This is a genomic window from Kangiella sediminilitoris, from assembly GCF_001708405.1.
Classification (GTDB): domain Bacteria; phylum Pseudomonadota; class Gammaproteobacteria; order Enterobacterales; family Kangiellaceae; genus Kangiella; species Kangiella sediminilitoris.
Genome location: NZ_CP012418.1, coordinates 681,477 through 699,849, shown reverse-complemented (window position 1 = coordinate 699,849; position 18,373 = coordinate 681,477). Strand labels below are relative to the sequence as shown.

Here is an 18,373-nt window from a genome sequence, read left to right as displayed (position 1 = left end):
TAAAATACCTTAAAACCCCACAAAGATAAACCTTGTAGAGTTAAAGCTTTTTCGATATGAGTAGCCCTCTCAGCAAACTTTTGCCTTGCTTAACTTTCCATTAAATAAACATTAACCTTCCTGACTAGTCAAAAAGATGAGTCCGCCATACACTTCTGGTGTGCCTCTTTTATGGCCAGCTTAAAAATAAACACAAACAAAACTCAGTTGAAGGAGAAACAAAGTGAAAACATTAATCACCCTATTAGTCGCACTTATCATCGGGGCGGGCTACTCATTCGTTAACTCACCTGCTAGTTACCAGCCTGGAAGTCCGACTCAATTTCAAGCCGACGAACCGTTGCCAGGGAATGATGGTGAAGATGACTCTGAGCGAAGCTTCATGTGCCGTCTCTTTAATGTCTTCTGCCCAGAGTCTAAATCAGATTAACTAAGTCAGCCTGAAACACCGATCATGGCTTTAGTAACACTAGCGATGATTGAGTGTTCCAGCTGCGCTGATAGAGTAACTTATCAGCCTCAAAAGAAATAGAAAGCAACCAGGAGAAACCATAATAGGGCTGGAGCATCTCTCTTTTTTTAGCTGCTATATCATAACGATAAAGCTTCATACGAGGGTAATCATCAGACAGGTAATAAATATTATTTTGTCTAAGATAAATACTGTTCCAGCTGAACACATCAACGTTATCTACCACCAAACGCTCTTTTTCTGAGGAATAGGATTTAAACCACAGTCCCTTTACATGATACTTTAAGTAAAAGACACCATTTTGCTCAGGCGCTTCAACCCCAGCATAGCCCCCTTTAAAAGTAATTTGCTCGATAGAGTCTGCTCGATTTCCATCGTTAATGGGCAAAAGATAAACTTGCCAATCTCCATCCCTATTAGAAGAAAATAGTACTTTGTCACCAGTTCTGTTCCAGGACTCGCCTTCGACTGACTCACCAGGCTCAGCCTGATACAGCACTTTTAGTTTCTTGCTGGATAAACTCAGCTGGTAAATTTTATTATCATGGATAAATAATAATGAAGTATCATCAGGCGACCATCGAATTCTTTTTATATCAAAGCTTTGTTCAAAAGACGTTAGCTGCTTTTCCTCACCATCAAGTTCTTTTAACCATATTTGTGGCTTTCCGGATCTTCTAGAGATGAAAGCGATCCGGTCAGATGTATTCGCATACTCGGCATAATTATCTATGGAGCTAGAGGATACTACAGTAAGAGGAGAAGACTCGGAGCCTGAGTCCGCTGAAATGGGTTCCGCGACAATATTGACTACCTTACGTCCCGCAACCACTGCCAGCTCTTGTTTGATGGGTGAATGAACAGGAAAAGAGATGGGCTCAACACTTTTGGCTATATTTTTCTCTACCCCGGCTGATAAATGATAAGCGTCGATTTCCTCTGAGTTCCTATTATAAATCAAAGTATTGCCTTCATTTGCCCAATCGAAATATCGATTCCATCCGATCAGCTCCCTGACTGTTTCAAAACTAAGGCTTTCCAGATTCAGCACATCGATCCGGCTATTTCGCCAGTTAACATCTTTTAAAATAGCCAGATGCTTATTATCAGCTGACAGCTTTATGCCCAGTGCCCCTCGTGTTTCTCCCTGGGTATAATTTGTCAGCTGCTCGGTTTTCCCGGTCCGGATCGTTAAACGAAAAATTTGTAAGGGTGACACCTTAGTGGCCGAGCTGGTGTAATATAAGTACTTGCCTTCCCGTCCCCAGACAACATCATTGTGTTGTAATACTCCAGAACACTCCGTTAATGACTCAGCACTGGATTCGCTTTTTTGTCCAGAAGTTAAGGGAATTTCGATCACGTCAATCATGCAGCGTTTGTTGTCATAACGTAACACCGCAACTTTGCTACCATCAGGAGCCCATGCTGGATTAAGTTCATCCGTTATATCATCAGAAATCTGGTACAAGCGACCATCCTGCAAAGACTCGACATAAATATCCCAGTTATCTTTAACATTATCTCTGTAACTGAAAGCAATATAATTGCCATCAGGAGAAAAACTCGGATCTCGGATGCTTCCATTCAATGTTATCAGAGAGGTTGACTGGTTATAACCGGTTATGGATTGATAAAAATAAAGCTTTATCCCAAGAAGCGTCATAATAAACGTTGACACCAGTAGCAAGCTCCATTTAATCCACCGGACCAAACGTTTAGACTGAATTTTTGGCTCATTTTCCATGGCAGGCTGATCACTAAACTTTGCTTTCTCCGTTACCACGAAATCCTGCACATGGAAGTTTTGATCATCCCCACCGTCTTTTACTGTTGTACTCTCCTCAACATTACCAGAGTCAGGAGGCACAACGTCACATACCAACTGATAGCCTTTTTTGCGAATGGTCTTAATGTACTCTTGCTCACTATCCTTAGCGAGAGTTTTCCGCAGCTTATTTATGATCCTGTAGACAGCATGGTCACCGACAATTCGTCCGCTCCAAACGGCATCGATTAACTCATTTCTACTGACAACTTGTTGAGGATGCTGAGCAAAATAAACCAGCACATCCATTGCTAATGGTTCAATGTAGTGCTCAACGTCGTTGAAGCACAGCTTATTCGTGTCAGGATAAACGAACCAGTCCCCGACTTTTATAATTTTGGGCATAACGTCTGTAATGCTCTCTAGGCTATATGGTGTAAGGTATAACTACCTGAAAAATATACTATTTACTTTTATTTTAAGTCTTTTATTAAGTAGCTATTAAATTATAATCAATTAAATATCACAACGCCATTAGCCTTCTTTTTCATATTTATGCCACTGTTTTGAAGCCTATTTCACAAACAAAGGTAAATTAAAATATGAAAACATATCAATATCTCACTATGGCATCACTTTTGCCTCTGCTATTAATTAGCTCTCCAGGCTTACAGGCCAAAGAAAAAGAGGTGCAGCAACAAAAAGTATCCCCCAAGCTGATAGAGGAACCTTGCCTCGAGCCACTTAACGTCGAAAACAAATTGGAACCAATTGACAGTTGTGACGGCGGAGGCTCGACTGGTCCTTACTCTCCTCCAGGTACGCCGGGCTCAATTAAAACTCCGGTCTATACCAATGATGACAATTATCGTGTGACCTGGACCAGTGGCTATGGTTATGGTTATCCAGTAAGAAATGAGCTTTACCAGCAAACCAATAACGGTAGCTGGTCAAAAATTTATGACGGGTACGGTACCAGCAAGTATATCTCAGTATCTGCAGGTAAGGCTTTAAAACGATATCGGGTTCGCTCATGTAACACCAAGGGATGCAGTAGTTTCCGCTATGGTAATAAGATGATGGTTAACTACCAGCCAAGCCCTGATTTGTATGCAGAATATAGTTTCCTATCGAATATTGATCAAAAAGCATCAAGCTACAAGTCATCGGTCGATAGCTATGAATCATCACTAATCAGAGACGATTCAACCAGCGGCGGTACATTACGAATCTCAGGCTCAGGTGAACGCTTCTATCTTGGTGACGGCTACGATCTCGTTCGTGGTGCATTAAAGCAAACTTGTCTAGATGTCGATCACCCAGACTTTCAAATTACCCAGAACACACCTTATGAGCCAGTAACGTTTGATGTAGATTATGTTGAAAACAACGATCATCTTGCAGAACTACTTGATGTATCGGCCTCAGCAAAAGTAGGCTTCACTGGCGACGATATAAGCCTGGGTGTATCCGGGGAAAAGTCACGTTATGTCCAATCAATCTCTGATCATGACACGGTTAGATTTGTGGTTAAAATTGTTAACCGTGAGGAAAACTGGCGTCTAACCACATCTTCAGATCCGATTGATCCAGATTTCACCAATAACATGCTGACACCTAATAATGATGATGCCAAAGCAGACTTTAGAGAGTTTTGTGGTGATGCTTTTGTTGATGGGGCTAACGTCGGTTCTGCTCTATATCTAGTATTCTCATTCGACTCAAAAAAATACAGCTATACAGAACGAGAGCAAAAGAAAGGTCAACTGGGTTTAAAATTAGGAGACGTTTTCAGCGCAAATGGCGCCGCATCTTCTAACAGTGAACTGGAAATTTTACTCGATAATCTGCAAGTCAGTATCAGCGCATCTCAGGTTGGTGGCCCAGAGGGTCTGGCAGCAAACGTCACTCCTTCCAATGTGGTTGATAAGTACAATCAGTTTTTACAGGGGACAAATTCCAGTAACTGGGCCGCGGTCGAATTTTCTACACGCCAATACGTTAGACCGGCTGCTTATAGTGGTTACCCTCATTCTGCTATTTTTGCTGATTTTACTGGTAATCAGGGACCGTTAGCACAAATGCGTCGCTGGGCGAACATCAGTGTGCAGCATACTGAACGCTGCTCTCCCTGGAGTGACTACAATAAGAGCACGCCTGCCCAATGTGGCAGCTCTCAGATGGAGATTAGCACAGCCATGGACGCATGCCGTAACACCCGTCAGTGGGCAGACTGTGAACACCCTCTGGTTTATACCACGGGAGCAATCAGTGCTGCATATCCGGGTACAAACCTTTATAACTGGTTGAACTCAAATGTGAAGAAGCTGGAAAAAACATCCGTTTCCGATACCTATGATCATCATGTATATAAAGGCTCTCTTGCGGTAGATGATTACACTTGTCTAGCAGAGACATCTTGTTTTGCTGATCCATATAAAGGTAAAGGCGCAGGAATTGGTAAAGGTTTTGAAATTATTACCTATGAATACGACAACCCGAAAGGTTCTGGCCGTAGCCATAGAATATCTCCTCAATACTGTGTAAATTCCACTGCATACCTTGAGACACGTACTTGGTTCCTAGGTGATACCACTGCAGACTGGCACTACAAAGTTAAATTTGACGGTCTATGCCCTGAAAACCAGGACTTCGTAATCGTACAATAGTTTACGATACAAAAAAGCCGGCATTTGCCGGCTTTTTATTGGTATTGGCTACTACCAGAAGCTCAGAATTAAATAGCCTGCCAGCAAGATAGTCACCCATACAACCATGCTTCCGGACAATTGAGTTCTGGATAAAATACCGTCAGGCTCATGACGGGCAATCATGCCTAGTACGCCATTCACACCGCGCATAAACCAGCGACGAACGGCTCTATCAGTAGCCCAGAAAGCACTGAAGAACGGTGTGAGTATCGCTGGGAATAAGCGTCGATAGAACCAGTCAATATCCAGGTTAACCGAAGGTAGCTCAGGCGGATACATATTTCTCAGGTTTAGCCAGACAAAGGCTAATGCTGAGAAGAATAGTAACTGTGTTTGAGTCAACACGTGCGTCGCATCGTAAGGGTTATAGCCTGTATCGAACGGTAACAGGCTATATAAGGCCTGCGGGTAGACACCTATAGCAATACACAATACCGCCGCGATACTCATCGCAAGCAGCATATTCTTTGGAGGCTCGGACGTCCTAATCCCAGAATCATGGGCGAAGAACGCAAAATATGGGATTTTAATACCTGCATGATGGAAGACACCTGCCGCTGAGAATAACAACAACGCCCACGCCCAGCCGTAACCGTTGTTCAGCGCCGCTGACATCACCATCGACTTACTGACGAAACCACTGAACAGCGGGAACGCAGAAATTGATGCAGCGCCAACCATACATAAGATAGCGGTTTTAGGCATGGTCTTATATAAGCCACCGAGACGGGAACCATCAATCTTGCCGGTCATATGCAGGACAGCCCCCATTGACATAAATAGCAGTCCCTTGAACAGAATATCGTTAAAGGCGTGTGATACCGCACCATTAACAGCCAGTGCTGTACCAATACCAATACCGACGACCATAAATCCAATCTGGTTAATCATACTGTATGCCAGTACCCTTCTCAGATCATTTTCAATTACCGCGAAGAAAATTGGGAAGCAGGCCATGATGACGCCAATGTATATCAACAACTCAGTTCCGGGATAAGCACGGGCCAGCGCATATACAGCAACTTTTGTTGTAAAGGCACTCAAGAAGACGGTTCCTGTCGGCGTAGCCTCTGGATAGGCATCGGTTAACCAGTTATGCAGCATTGGGAAAGCACACTTAATACCAAAGGCAATAAAAATAAGCCAGCTGGCGGTATCCGTTAGACCAATGAACTGGAAGTCAATTGACTGATGCTTGTGAGCATAAAATATTATTCCGACCAGCAGAATAACACCGGAAAGTACCTGGATAATTAAGTAGCGGAGTCCAGCTATATAAGAGCGCTCTGTTCGACGTGCCCAAATCAAAAATACTGAAGTGACGGCCAACAGCTCCCAGAAAATGAATAGCGTAATTAGATCTCCAGCAAACACTGCACCAATTGCACTGCCTGCATACAGCAAACCACTAACCTGTTGCAGTGTGTCTTTCACATGTAATGCAAACAGCATGCATATAAAAGCTGCGATGTGAAATATGTACCCGAAAAGCAGGCTGAGCTTGTCAACTTCAAAGAGCTGAAGCTGGAAATTTAAGAAATCAAAACTTAGAACTGTTCCTACCGGCACAGTAAGTAAGTGCAAACCACTGACGACCGGCGTTATTAGTAAAATAGCCTGGCGTACCTTACCACTGGTAATCAGGGCTAGTAGTGCACCAATAAAAAAAGGAACAAAAGCGGGTAACTCAGGCATCCACATCATCGCCCCCTTTGGTTTCTTTGACTTGCACGTTTGATGATTCAGCATCCTTCTTTAGCTGATGCTGCTTTTGCTCTAACTTGTCGTAATAATCTTCATCACGCATTAAAAAGGTTCTCATCCACTTCGCAATCAGTACCAATAGCACACAGCCGATAAAACCATATATAGGATAGAAGCCAAACAGCTCTTCCCATGAATGGTAAATATGACGGTGAATAACAAACTCCAACAGAACCAGGATAAAACAGCAGGTGTAAAGACCATAAAGTAGCCGCTTTACGTTCTTTGGTTTATCAAATAAATATTTTTTCTCGTCATTGTTATTATTAGCCATTTGTACCTCCAGCAATACTTGCCAGTGTCTCTGCTAGCTCATAAAAAGCCTGTGGCCAGAAAAAGAAAACGATAGTCATGATGGCCGTAATACATAATGCCAGTAAGCTTGGCCAGGGTGCTTCTTTAATTTCAGCTCTATTAATAGAGACAACACTACGGTTACCATCAAAAAAGGCTCTTAAGGGAATTGGTAGCAAGTAAGCAATATTTAATAAGGAGCTGATCATTAATACGATCATCACGGCCCATTGCTGCGCTTCCAGGGTTCCCATCAGTAAATACCATTTACTCCACATTCCTGCGGCAGGAGGCAAGCCAATAATGCTTAGACTGCCAATGAAAAAGGCGATCATAGTGACTGGCATGGTTTTGCCCAAACCTCGCATGTCGCTAATTTCGGTTTTATGAGCTGCCACCATAATAGCGCCGGCACAGAAGAATAAAGTAATCTTACCGAAGGCATGAGCCACTATGTGTAACGCACCACCGAGAACCCCAGCCTGCGTTGCCAATAAGGCTCCAATCGTAATGTAACCTAATTGGCTAACCGTTGAATAAGCTAACCGTTTCTTCAGATTGTCCTGTCGCATTGCGACTAAAGACGCAAGCAGGACTGACGCCGTTGCAACGTACAATAACCAGTCGGTGACACTCAGATCATTAAGCAAGTCAATGCCAAAGACATAGACGCAAACCTTAAGAATCGAGAAGACACCCGCCTTTACTACTGCTACAGCATGAAGCAGTGCACTGACTGGCGTCGGTGCGACCATTGCCGCCGGTAACCAGCGATGGAATGGCATGACAGCGGCTTTACCAATACCAAATACGAACAGTACCAATAAAACACCCGCGATCATTGGCGACACAGTATCGTCAAAAACGCCGCCTTGAGTAAATGTTAAGGTGTCAGCTACATTCCAGGTGCCAATAATGGCAAATAGCAAAAATAGAATTGAAGTAGTCAGAAGTACGGATAAGTATACCCGTCCACCATGGCGTGCCTTATCAGTACCTGCATGAGTAACCAAAGGATACGTAGATAAAGTTAATACTTCATAAAAAACAAACAAGGTAAAGAGGTTGTCGGCGAACGCCAGTCCCATTACTGCTGAAATGGCAACGGCAAAACAGGTGTAGAACCTGGTCTGGTTTGCTTCACCATGCCCTCTCATATAACCGATGGCATATATCGACGTTACCAGCCATAGAGAGCCCGCAACTAAACTGAATAGTACACCTAAAGGCTCGGCCCTGAATGCAATATCCAAACCTGGCATTAACTCCCACCAGTGGACATATGCTGCTTTATCAACTACAAAGTCCTGATAAAAAGCAATGACAGCGATCAACAGCAAAGCGCCAACGATTAGTGTCACCGCCTCACGCAGATTTGGCTGTTTATGAAATAAAAGGATCCCCGGAATTGCCAATAGCGGCAGTATAATGATCCACTGCATCAATAATTCTTGACTCATTATTTAACCACCCCAAACAACAGTTCAGCTGTTTTTTCTGATATGCCTGCCGTGAAGCTGGTATCAATACCAAAGTAAATATTAGCGATAACAAAAATCCATGCTGGAACCAGAATCGTCAATGGCGCCTCTTTGTAAGACCGATTGTTTTGTAACGCAGGCTTGAAATATGCGACTTCGACGATACGCCAGATATAGGCCATTGCCAGCAATGAGCCGATCAGGACCAATACAGCTATTGGCCACCAGCCATTTTCCAGCAATGCCAGAACTAGATACCACTTACTAACAAAGCCCACCGTCAATGGCACACCTATTAAGCTTAAACCACCAACAACAATTGCCGCCATTGTCCAGGGCATCTGCCGCCCAAGCCCGGCAAATGCTTTTATATTAACGCTACCCACTCGGTAAACCACGCCTGCAAGAGCCAGGAAGATTGCACTCTTCATTAAGGCATGATTGAACAGATGCAATAACGTTGCGCTAAGACCGGTCTTGGTTCCAATACCCAGCCCCAGAATCATGTAGCCTATCTGACTGACACTGGAATATGCGAATAAACGTTTTACATTCGTCTGATAGATGGCAACGATTGAAGCAGCAATAACACCCAGTAACCCGAGAGTGACCAGTATCTCCGTCAGAGGTAGATGAGTGAACGAAAACTCAAAACCATAGACTGAGAAAATAAACCGCAGCAGAATATATATCGCTACCTTAGTTGCTGTTGCCGCCAAAAAGACGGTAGCGATGGAAGGCGCGTAAGCATAAGCATTCGGAAGCCATAAGTGCAGAGGGAATAAAGCCAGCTTAAGACACACACCAACAAGAAAGAAGGCAAAAGCCATATAAATGGTTTTGGTTTGCTCAACTTCCACCAGGCGCCCTGCAAGGTCATGCATATTCAAGGTACCTGTCATCATATACATCAGACCAATACCAATAAGAATGAACGTTGCACCAATGGTTCCCATAATTAAGTATTGGTATGACGCCCAAAGTGAACGGCGGTCATTACCCATCGCAATCATGGTGTATGATGCCAATGACGAAATTTCCAGGAAGACGAAGACATTAAAAGCATCTCCAGTTGCCAGAATACCCAGCAAACCGGTTAGACAGAGCATGTAAGCGATGTAAAAATAAGTTTGCTTACTCTCCTTCATTTCCTTTGTCAGACTGGAGCCAGCAGCCATCAAAGTGATGGTACTGATAGAAGTCACCAGAATCAGTAAATAAGCATTAAGCTCATCAATCCGATATTCAATGCCAATCGGTGCTTCCCAGCCACCCAGAGTATAAACTAAGGTTCCGTTCGCATTAACCTGCTGCAGCAACATAATGCTGACAACAAATGCCATGATGTTAGCCAGTAGAACAAACCAACGAACGAGCTTGGCTTCACGCAAAATAAAACATATCGGTGCTGCAAGTAATGGAATAATTACCTGCAAAATCGGTAAATGTTGAATCACTCTGTTGAGCCCTCTTGCTGCAAGTCTTTTTCTTGAATAACGTCCTCTTCGACAGTGCCGTAAGCTTCCTTAATACGAACAGCCAAGGCCAGGCCTAAAGCAGTTGTTGCGACACCAACAACGATAGCCGTCAGAATAAGCACATGAGGCAAAGGGTTGGAGTAAACCTCATAACTATCATCAAGTATTGGAGCTGTACCGCCAAAAACTTTACTTACGCTGATGTATAGAATGAAGACTGAAGTTTGAAAGATGGTCAACCCCATTAACTTTTTGACCAAATTGCCGTGGGCAATAACGATGTAGAACCCACTCATCATTAATAGAATTACGATCCAGTAATTGTACTGTTCGAGAAAATTCATACTATCTCCTCTTCAGTTTTGCCAATTCTTCCGGCAAAGGTTAAGAAGATTAAAATCATTGCTGTAGCTACCGTGATACCAACGCCCAGCTCAATAACAATAATCCCAACATGCTGACCGGTAATATCATTTTCAGCTAGCACACTATAATTTAAATAGGTGCCGCCATTTAACATACTGACAATACCTACACTTCCGTAGATTAGTACCCCGAGGGCTGCAAGGAGTTTAACCACAGGCATTGATACAGCTTTTCTTGTCTGCTCAATACCAAACAGCATTGCATACAGAATGATACTTGAGGCAAAAATAACGCCCGCCTGGAATCCACCTCCGGGGCTGTACTCGCCATGGAACTGGACATACAAAGCAAACAGCATAATTGGCGGAATAAGAATTTTACTGACTATACGCAAAATCTTATGCTGGAACATTGGGGCTGGCCTTTGACTCGCATCCTGCTCCTGTCTTGAAAACTCTAAAAGTGCTAACACCCCGATAACTGCGGTGAAGACCACTACGACCTCACCAAAAGTATCGAAGCCACGATAACTTGCCAGCACTGATGTGACGATATTTGGGATATCAATATCCTGTCCCGACTGCTGGATATAATACGGAGCAACGTGCGTCTGTGCCGGTGCTGATGGTGAGCCAAACGCTGGCATATCGAACGTTCCGATAACAAGCATGACTCCAGTAACAATGACCACGCTTAATGCGATTTTTGGATGATGCAGCTTCCTGTTTTCAAACCGCCCCGTCATTGTCAGCGTAGTCAGCATCAAAATTGTTGAAATACCTGCGCCAACGGCAGCTTCGGTAAAAGCAACATCAACAGCATCCATCAGTACAAAGAATCCTGCCGAGAGTAGACTATAGATCCCCGTTAGCATTACTGAAGCGAACAAATCCTTAGTAAAGGCTAAGGATAGAGCTGTAATTGCTAAAAAAGCCAGTAATATGACATTAATTAAGATTTCTATGGCTCTACTCCTTATTTTTATCAGAATCAGACGTCGCTTGACGGCCGAATTTAGTTAACACATCTTCCTTCTCATCTTTGTGACTTCCCTGTATTGGTCTAAGGCCGCCATGTAGGGCTGCTTTTGCAAGGGCATGGCTGGCAGTAGGGCTGGTAATTAATATAAATAAAAAGATTAAGACCAGCTTAACCAGGACTATAATCTCTCCCCCGGTTTGTAGCATTAAACCTAAGAGTATCAGGCCGCTCCCCAATGTATCTGTCACACTGGCTGCGTGCATGCGGCTAAAGAACTCAGGGAAACGGTGAATACCTATAGCTCCAGAAAAACAAATGAAGCTACCGATGACCAGTAGTCCCCAACTTAACCCATCAATAAAGAAGTTCATTTAACCTCCTCCTCCGGATCAGCTTTTTTGTATTCAAAAAAACGTAAAACCGCGATGATAGCGATAAAGTTGATTAGGGCATACACCAACGCAACATCTAGAAAGTCAGGCCTGCCCATGAAAAACCCAAGAACAGCAATGAACAGTACCGTTTTTGTACCGAACATGTTCACTGCCAAAATACGGTCATATAAAGTTGGCCCCATTAGCGCACGAACTAAGGCCAGCGCCATAGCTACCAGGATGGCAATTATTGCGGCAAGAAACATTATTCCTCCAAACGCTTAACGCGACGATCCATTTCTCCACCTTGGAGATATTTGATCGCATCATAGGACAGTGCGTACACAATCATCGTGTCGCCTTCGATATCAAGAGTTGTGGTGCCGGGAGTTAACGTGATGGAATTTGCGTATATAGCTTTCCCCATATCCGTATCTTGGCTCATGGGAAGTTTTGCTACAACAGGGTCGAGAGACTTTGGTCCCTTCCATATACGCTTTATTACTGTAATGTTGGATTCGACAAGAGTTTTGAGCAGCCAAAACCAATATCCGACAATTCGTCGACTGACATGTAAAGGCTGTGACTCTTCATCCAGGATATTTAAACGGTAAGCCATGAAAACAACAAAAGCCACTGAAACGACACCCAGCGATAGTAACAAGCCATTAAAGAAACCGGAGTTACCAATCCAAATGAGTGACAACACAACAATTAAGCTGATGATATAGCGAAGACTTGTTTTTTTCTTCATGTAGTTTTATAGCACCTTATTCGCTGAGACTGCGAAACTTGCTCAATCGCAATTAATTCGCGCCTCGTGTTATGCAGTTACCAACAAAGTCAAAAGATTGTAGCAACCCCCAAAATACCGCGCAAGCGCCCTACTGAGCAGTTATTAACCAAAAATCACTTCCGATTAACTACATAAATAAGCTGTCTATAAAATCCAATTTTTTTACTATTTTTATTTGGATAACCTAAAACCAGTGTTTTTTACAAATTTTATTCACCTTCATGATAAGTTTTTCTTGTCCTTGAAATCCCCCAAGCCGCTCACTTTATAATCAAGTTCTAAACAGTCCTCATTAATAGTCCCTACTGTATAAGCAAGCAGTCACTAATTGGGTACTTAGCTTTCACGCCATAAAGCGTTATCCATATCCTCAATTTTTTTCTGATGCGCTTCAACTTCTTCGTTCGTGGCCTTAATAACCTTTAAAACAGGCCTATCTTTCGATAACTTTCTAACTTGAATTTCACCGCCTTCACTACTGGCTGCAGACTGTCGACCTAATGTCAGGTTGGTTTGCCCACCAGTCATCCGCAAATAAACGTCTGCCAGAATCTCCGAGTCAAGCAAAGCTCCGTGCAAGTCCCGATGACTGTTATCGATATCATAGCGTTTACATAGTGCATCAAGGCTGTTTCGTTGGCCCGGGTGCATTTGCCGAGCAAGCACTAGAGTATCCAATACAGTGCAGTAGTCTGTGGTTTTACCCTTAGTGGGGTCGAACAGCTTAAGCTCATGATCGATAAAGCCGACGTCAAATGGCGCATTGTGGATGATTAATTCTGCACCATCGATATACTCTAAAAACTTTTCAGCAATTTCATCAAACGTTGGTTTATCTTCCAGAAATTCATTGGTAATACCATGAACCTCAATGGCACCCTCATCCACTTCACGATCAGGCTTGATATATTGGTGATAGTGATTTCCGGTTAACTTCCGATTAACCAGCTCCACGCAACCAATCTCAATGATGCGGTGACCATCAGAGGGCTCTAGGCCTGTGGTTTCTGTATCCAGTACAATTTGTCTCATGCTCATTTTCGCCCGCCTAATGCTTTCTCAACGCCTAAGTTTGCCAGCTCATCAGCTATTTCATTCTCGGGATGACCGCTATGGCCTTTAACCCAATGCCAATTAATATCATGCTTAGATACCTGCTCATCCAGCTGCTGCCATAAGTCTTTATTTTTAACCGGTTTCTTGCCAGCTGTTTTCCAGCCCTTAGCCTTCCACCCTTTAAGCCACTGATTAATACCATTTTTTACATATACAGAATCAGTCGTTAACTCTACGTGACAAGACCGTTTGAGCGCTTTTAGGGCTTCAATCGCAGCGGTAAGCTCCATACGGTTGTTAGTGGTTTCTAATTCACCGCCATAAAGGCGTTTTTCATGATCACCATAGCGAAGTAATGCACCCCACCCACCCGGGCCTGGATTCCCCTTGCAGGCACCATCGGTATAAATTTCTATTTTTTTCACAATATCTCTTGTCGTAATTATGTAGTAAAAGTGAAGCTATACATTTGCCAGTTTACCCCCTAAGGCAAGCGCTTCCCGTTGCTCAAGCGGCGAGATCGGTGTCATGGTTGATACCTTCTTCTCTGCCTTTATCATGTAAGCAATGGGAGCTGATAGCCAGGAGTTAGACATTTCAGACTTTTTTTCAAATTCTTTAAAGCCTCTCCACCAAGGGCAACCCACCACTTCAGTTTCTAATGTTCTAAAGCCAAGTAAATCTAGCCAATCCTGATACCGGCGAATGCCGATAGATTGTACAGGTATACTTTTTTTCCGTCTGCCAATTTGCATCCTGGCTTTCAAAGTCCATGGGCTCATTGGTGCGTATAATAACACATAGAGTACTCCCTGAGGTGCCAGCGAACGGTGTACCTCACCCAAAAGAACACTAGGATTATCTCCATAATCCAGGGCATGACTCATTATTACGGCCTGTACAGAGTCAGTCATGATGGGGAGCTGATCCGGTTTTGCCTGAATACAGTGTCCTAAACCATCCCCTATCCGAATATGGTACTCAAAAACGTTATCCGGCAAACTTAAGCTTTGAGTCAGACTATCCAAACTCAAGAGGTAAGTTCCATGATATTCTTCCAGGTGCTGCTGTAACCACTCTTGCCACAGGTAACGAATGCGGTTTCCCGCCGGCATTTTAGGCCAACTGAGCTCAAATAATCGTTCCATTTCCATCCATCAGTTGCTTGGGCTGAACCAGTCTTGTACAGTAAGACTCATGCTAACCCGAGACCCGACAGCACGCAAACACTCAAGCGCATAATCATGAAAACGATCCCAGTTGAAGCCTTCAATGATAACTATATCTGGCTAATTATTGCGCCAGACGGCCATTCTGCCGCTGTAGTTGACCCTGGTGATGCTAACCCCGTCATTGAATATCTTGATCAGCATCGATTAGCTTTAGATACCATTTTAGTTACGCATCATCATCATGATCATATTGGCGGAGTCAAAAAACTTAAGGCACGTTATGGTTGTCGAGTAGTTGCCCCACGCCATGACCAGCACTCATTCTCTGATCAGGATTTAACTGAAGGGGATGAGGTATCCATTTTAGATGATACCTACCGTTTCAAGGTACTCGAAGTACCCGGTCACACTATGGGGCATATCGCTTTCTACGGTCATGGTGCTGTATTTTGTGGTGACACTCTATTTAAAGCGGGCTGCGGCAGAATGTTCGAGGGCACCCCGCCGATTTTTCATCAGTCACTGAAGAAGCTTGCCAATTTACCAGCGGAAACTAAAGTGTACTGTGCGCATGAATATACTCTTACAAACCTTAAGTTTGCTCAAACGGTAGAGCCGGACAATGAGGCAATCCGCAACGCCATCGAGGAGTCTCAGGCGTTGAGAGCTAGTAATAAGCCAACACTGCCCTCAACCATTGGAGAAGAACTAACCTTTAACCCATTCCTTCGCTGTGAGCAAGAATCAGTCCAAAAGGCCGCAGAAAATGCAGGAGGAGATAAAACTTTCTCCGATCCTGTGCGAACTTTTGCTACAATTCGGCAACTAAAAGATAATTTTTAATTCAATAAAGAGTCTATGAAGCGCATTGCATTATTATCGCTACTGGTTTTATCAGCCTGTAGCACACTACAGAAAGAGTCGACAGACAACGCTAGCCAGAATAGCGCCTCTGGCGAACATCAACCGCTTCCAGCCCCAGAGCTGGCTCAAGGCGAACTATCACCAGAAGTTGAAATGGTGACAAAGGATATGAAGCCTCAGCCCCCGGAGAATCTCTGGGATGCTCTTAGTGCTGAGCAGAGCTTAACGCATCTTTCCAATCAACGTATTAATCAGCACAAAAAGCGTTTCCTGACTCATAAACACCTTCTGGTCGAGCGTGCAAACAAAGCCGCACCGTATTTGCATTACATTATTAACGAGCTCCATAAAAGGAACATGCCGGTCGAACTCGCTTTTACCCCAATGGTGGAAAGCAACTTTGACCCACTGGCTCATTCGGTAGTTCAGGCGGCTGGCCTTTGGCAGTTTATGCCGAGAACGGCCAGAGGATTTGGACTTAAGATTGACCAATGGTACGACGGTCGACGTGATGTAGTAGCCTCGACCCAGGCAGCTTTGGATTATTACGAGTACCTGAACGAAATGTTCGATGGTGACTGGCTACTGACCGTAGCGGCATATAATGTAGGCCAAGGGAACGTAAAAAAAGCCATCAGACGCAATGCAAGACAGGGAAAGCCAACGGACTATTGGTCTCTACGTTTACCCAGAGAAACCATGCGTCATGTCCCAAAATGGATAGCACTGTCTAAAATCTTCCTCAATCCACAGGATTATAATGTCGATCTACCTTTTATTGAGAATACACCGGCATTTACAGAGGTAATTATTGATGCGCCAGCCAATTTAATGCAACTGGCAAAGATATCGAACATCAATAAAAGCGACTTCTATCGCCTCAACCCTGCGTACAATAAATTATTTATACCAGAGGAGCATGGCCAGGCAACGATTTTAGTGCCGACCAAGAACGTGCAGCTTTTCCAAAAAGGACTGCTGGGAATTGAGCCAGGGAAAAGCCTTGGATTGCTAACTTACACAGTTAAGTCAGGCGACAATCTAAGTACTATTGCAAATAAACATAAGACTAGTGTCTCAACACTTAAAAGTATTAATAAACTGAAGTCCGACTTTCTTAGTATTGGGCAAGTTTTGAAGATGCCCGGGTTCGCCAATGCCTCAGAGCATGAACTGAACTTTATGGCAACACTGGATAAAAACCGTCAGCGCCGTCGCTATCAGACTTACAGAGTTCGAAGTGGTGACAACCTATGGAGTATTGGCAAACGTTTTGGAGTTAGCTCGTCTCAAATCGCTCGCTGGAATAACATCAGCAAAACGAGCACCCTAAGAATTGGCCAAAGGCTTAAAGTATGGCCAAAGCGTTATGCAAACTTCGCATCTGCTAAGACTTCTTACCAAGTCAAATCCGGTGACTCGCTTTACACTATTGCAAGAAAGTTCAAAGTCAAAGTAAGTGAGCTTACCAAATGGAATAGGCTGTCTAGAAACAGCATCATAAGACCCGGACAAAGACTAACAATTTACCGTTAGTCTCCATTACCAATTAAAAAGGGCCATTCCAGGCCCTTTTTTATTCATCCTAATATGCGTATGTTAACTTCTAAACAATACCTTTTCTTTCTTAAAGAACTGGGTAGTGAAGTACAACATTGCGCCGGCAATTACCAGTGTTGAGGCTAACAACACTCCTATCATGCCATAATCTACAGTACCTTTAATCAAATCCTTCATCGCCAATGCCACGTTAGTAATCGGTATCATGGCCGTTTTCACATTCAGCTCCATACCTGGTACAAATGCCACTATCACTGGCATGAATCCCAGCATAAAAATAGGTGACATATAGGCTTGCGCTTCCTTCATGTTTTTTGCGTATATTGAAGCGCTTAGCATGATTGAAGCAAAGATGCTGGTCAATGGGACTAACAGAACGGCAACCAATAATAAATCTAAACCAGAGATGTTAGATAAGAAGCCTAAGCCTCCCATATTAAACCAGAGAGTAAAAATGTAGGTCCATATAAAATAACTCAAGAGGGTTACAACGACCGTAAAGAAACTCGCAGTAAAGATTACAGCGAATTTAGCCAGAACGATTCTACCTTTACTCATTGGCGTTAATAATAATGTCTCCAGGGTGCCCCGCTCTTTTTCCCCAACACCCAATTCTAGCGCTGGATACATAGCACCAGAAACTGCTAGCGCAATTAATATATAGGCTATAAGCGGCCCGGCAAACTCACCCAGTCTCTCTCTTTCAGATGCGAAGTTTTTATTCTCAACATCAATTGGGTTATTAAAAGCTTTTACATTATCCGTAGACAGATTAAATTTATCACCTAAGGCCAGGCGCTGTGTATTATTGTACAGCTCAATGACATCATTAACCCTTCCCCGAGAGATGTTATCTAACTTTGAAGAGCCTTTGTAATACAGGTTAATAACTTCCTGCCTGGAGCTGTCGGAGGGCATTGAGGCACCCTCTGGGATTTCGATAATAAAGTCCGTATTATTATTTAAAATTTCCTCTTTATAATCTTTACTTTCGATGGTTACTTTCTTAAACAGTTTTTCTGCTGTGAAAAGCTCGGTAAACCCCTCAAAAGTATCACCATTAATGAAAGTAACTTTTATCTCTTTATTTTTAGCTTCAGTTTCTTTGCTATCAACAAATGCACCTATCCCAAAGAATAAAACTGGGAATATGACTGTTGGCAATAAGATAGAAAATATTAATGTTTTCTTATCTCTTAATATTTCTAATAATTCTTTTTTATAAACCAACCACAT

At 43.3% G+C, this 18,373-nt stretch carries 17 protein-coding genes; 3 read left to right on the top strand and 14 right to left on the bottom strand.

What is annotated here, in order from left to right; translation table 11 throughout:
• Positions 1-452: 452 nt before the first annotated feature.
• A complete protein-coding gene (locus tag KS2013_RS03295) occupies positions 453-2,645 on the bottom strand; it encodes a winged helix-turn-helix domain-containing protein (RefSeq protein ID WP_068989707.1) in 2,193 nt (730 codons plus the stop codon).
• A 197-nt stretch (positions 2,646-2,842) separates the two neighbouring features.
• Between KS2013_RS03295 and KS2013_RS03290 the strand changes: the two genes are divergently transcribed.
• Entirely contained in the window at positions 2,843-4,909 is a 2,067-nt protein-coding gene (locus KS2013_RS03290; RefSeq protein WP_068989703.1) for a hypothetical protein, read from the top strand.
• 51 nt (positions 4,910-4,960) lie between these two features.
• Here the strand turns inward: KS2013_RS03290 and KS2013_RS03285 are convergent, their stop codons facing one another.
• The 12 genes from KS2013_RS03285 to KS2013_RS03230 all read right to left on the bottom strand — a co-directional run bounded on the left by KS2013_RS03285 (position 4,961) and on the right by KS2013_RS03230 (position 14,689).
• The gene (locus KS2013_RS03285) at positions 4,961-6,652 is read right to left on the bottom strand and encodes a Na(+)/H(+) antiporter subunit D (RefSeq protein WP_068989700.1); all 1,692 of its coding nucleotides are present in this window, start codon (positions 6,650-6,652) and stop codon (positions 4,961-4,963) included.
• On the bottom strand, positions 6,639-6,989 hold the full coding sequence (locus KS2013_RS03280; protein WP_068989696.1) for a hypothetical protein: 351 nt from the start codon (positions 6,987-6,989) through the stop codon (positions 6,639-6,641). The genes KS2013_RS03285 and KS2013_RS03280 overlap by 14 nt, the downstream gene beginning before the upstream one ends.
• On the bottom strand, positions 6,982-8,469 hold the full coding sequence (locus tag KS2013_RS03275) for a monovalent cation/H+ antiporter subunit D family protein (protein ID WP_068989694.1): 1,488 nt from the start codon (positions 8,467-8,469) through the stop codon (positions 6,982-6,984). Before KS2013_RS03275 ends, KS2013_RS03280 begins: the two co-directional genes overlap by 8 nt.
• The gene (locus tag KS2013_RS03270; protein ID WP_068989692.1) at positions 8,469-9,947 is read right to left on the bottom strand and encodes a monovalent cation/H+ antiporter subunit D family protein; all 1,479 of its coding nucleotides are present in this window, start codon (positions 9,945-9,947) and stop codon (positions 8,469-8,471) included. The genes KS2013_RS03275 and KS2013_RS03270 overlap by 1 nt, the downstream gene beginning before the upstream one ends.
• On the bottom strand, positions 9,944-10,312 hold the full coding sequence (locus tag KS2013_RS03265) for a cation:proton antiporter subunit C (protein ID WP_068989690.1): 369 nt from the start codon (positions 10,310-10,312) through the stop codon (positions 9,944-9,946). Before KS2013_RS03265 ends, KS2013_RS03270 begins: the two co-directional genes overlap by 4 nt.
• Complete coding sequence (locus tag KS2013_RS03260; protein ID WP_407656666.1) at positions 10,309-11,256, bottom strand: DUF4040 domain-containing protein; 948 nt, start codon at positions 11,254-11,256, stop codon at positions 10,309-10,311. The genes KS2013_RS03265 and KS2013_RS03260 overlap by 4 nt, the downstream gene beginning before the upstream one ends.
• A gap of 46 nt (positions 11,257-11,302) precedes the next feature.
• Positions 11,303-11,686, bottom strand: coding sequence for a monovalent cation/H(+) antiporter subunit G (gene mnhG, locus KS2013_RS03255; protein WP_068989684.1), 384 nt, complete (start codon positions 11,684-11,686; stop codon positions 11,303-11,305).
• Positions 11,683-11,955: a monovalent cation/H+ antiporter complex subunit F gene (locus KS2013_RS03250; protein WP_068989681.1), complete on the bottom strand. Its 273-nt coding sequence runs from the start codon at positions 11,953-11,955 to the stop codon at positions 11,683-11,685. Before KS2013_RS03250 ends, mnhG begins: the two co-directional genes overlap by 4 nt.
• A complete protein-coding gene (locus tag KS2013_RS03245) occupies positions 11,955-12,443 on the bottom strand; it encodes a Na+/H+ antiporter subunit E (protein ID WP_068989676.1) in 489 nt (162 codons plus the stop codon). The genes KS2013_RS03250 and KS2013_RS03245 overlap by 1 nt, the downstream gene beginning before the upstream one ends.
• Before the next feature lie 378 nt (positions 12,444-12,821).
• Complete coding sequence (gene dnaQ / locus KS2013_RS03240; RefSeq protein WP_068994356.1) at positions 12,822-13,517, bottom strand: DNA polymerase III subunit epsilon; 696 nt, start codon at positions 13,515-13,517, stop codon at positions 12,822-12,824.
• Positions 13,518-13,519: 2 nt separating this feature from the next.
• Positions 13,520-13,966, bottom strand: coding sequence for a ribonuclease HI (gene rnhA, locus KS2013_RS03235; RefSeq protein ID WP_068989671.1), 447 nt, complete (start codon positions 13,964-13,966; stop codon positions 13,520-13,522).
• 36 nt (positions 13,967-14,002) lie between these two features.
• On the bottom strand, positions 14,003-14,689 hold the full coding sequence (locus tag KS2013_RS03230) for a class I SAM-dependent methyltransferase (protein ID WP_068994355.1): 687 nt from the start codon (positions 14,687-14,689) through the stop codon (positions 14,003-14,005).
• A 96-nt stretch (positions 14,690-14,785) separates the two neighbouring features.
• Between KS2013_RS03230 and gloB the strand changes: the two genes are divergently transcribed.
• Together gloB and KS2013_RS03220 are read left to right on the top strand one after the other, a co-directional pair.
• On the top strand, positions 14,786-15,556 hold the full coding sequence (gene gloB, locus KS2013_RS03225; RefSeq protein ID WP_068989667.1) for a hydroxyacylglutathione hydrolase: 771 nt from the start codon (positions 14,786-14,788) through the stop codon (positions 15,554-15,556).
• Between the two features lie 15 nt (positions 15,557-15,571).
• Complete coding sequence (locus KS2013_RS03220; RefSeq protein WP_068989664.1) at positions 15,572-17,113, top strand: lytic transglycosylase; 1,542 nt, start codon at positions 15,572-15,574, stop codon at positions 17,111-17,113.
• Positions 17,114-17,176: 63 nt separating this feature from the next.
• On the opposite strand, the gene KS2013_RS03215 is transcribed toward KS2013_RS03220, so the two are convergent.
• A complete protein-coding gene (locus tag KS2013_RS03215; protein ID WP_068989661.1) occupies positions 17,177-18,373 on the bottom strand; it encodes an ABC transporter permease in 1,197 nt (398 codons plus the stop codon).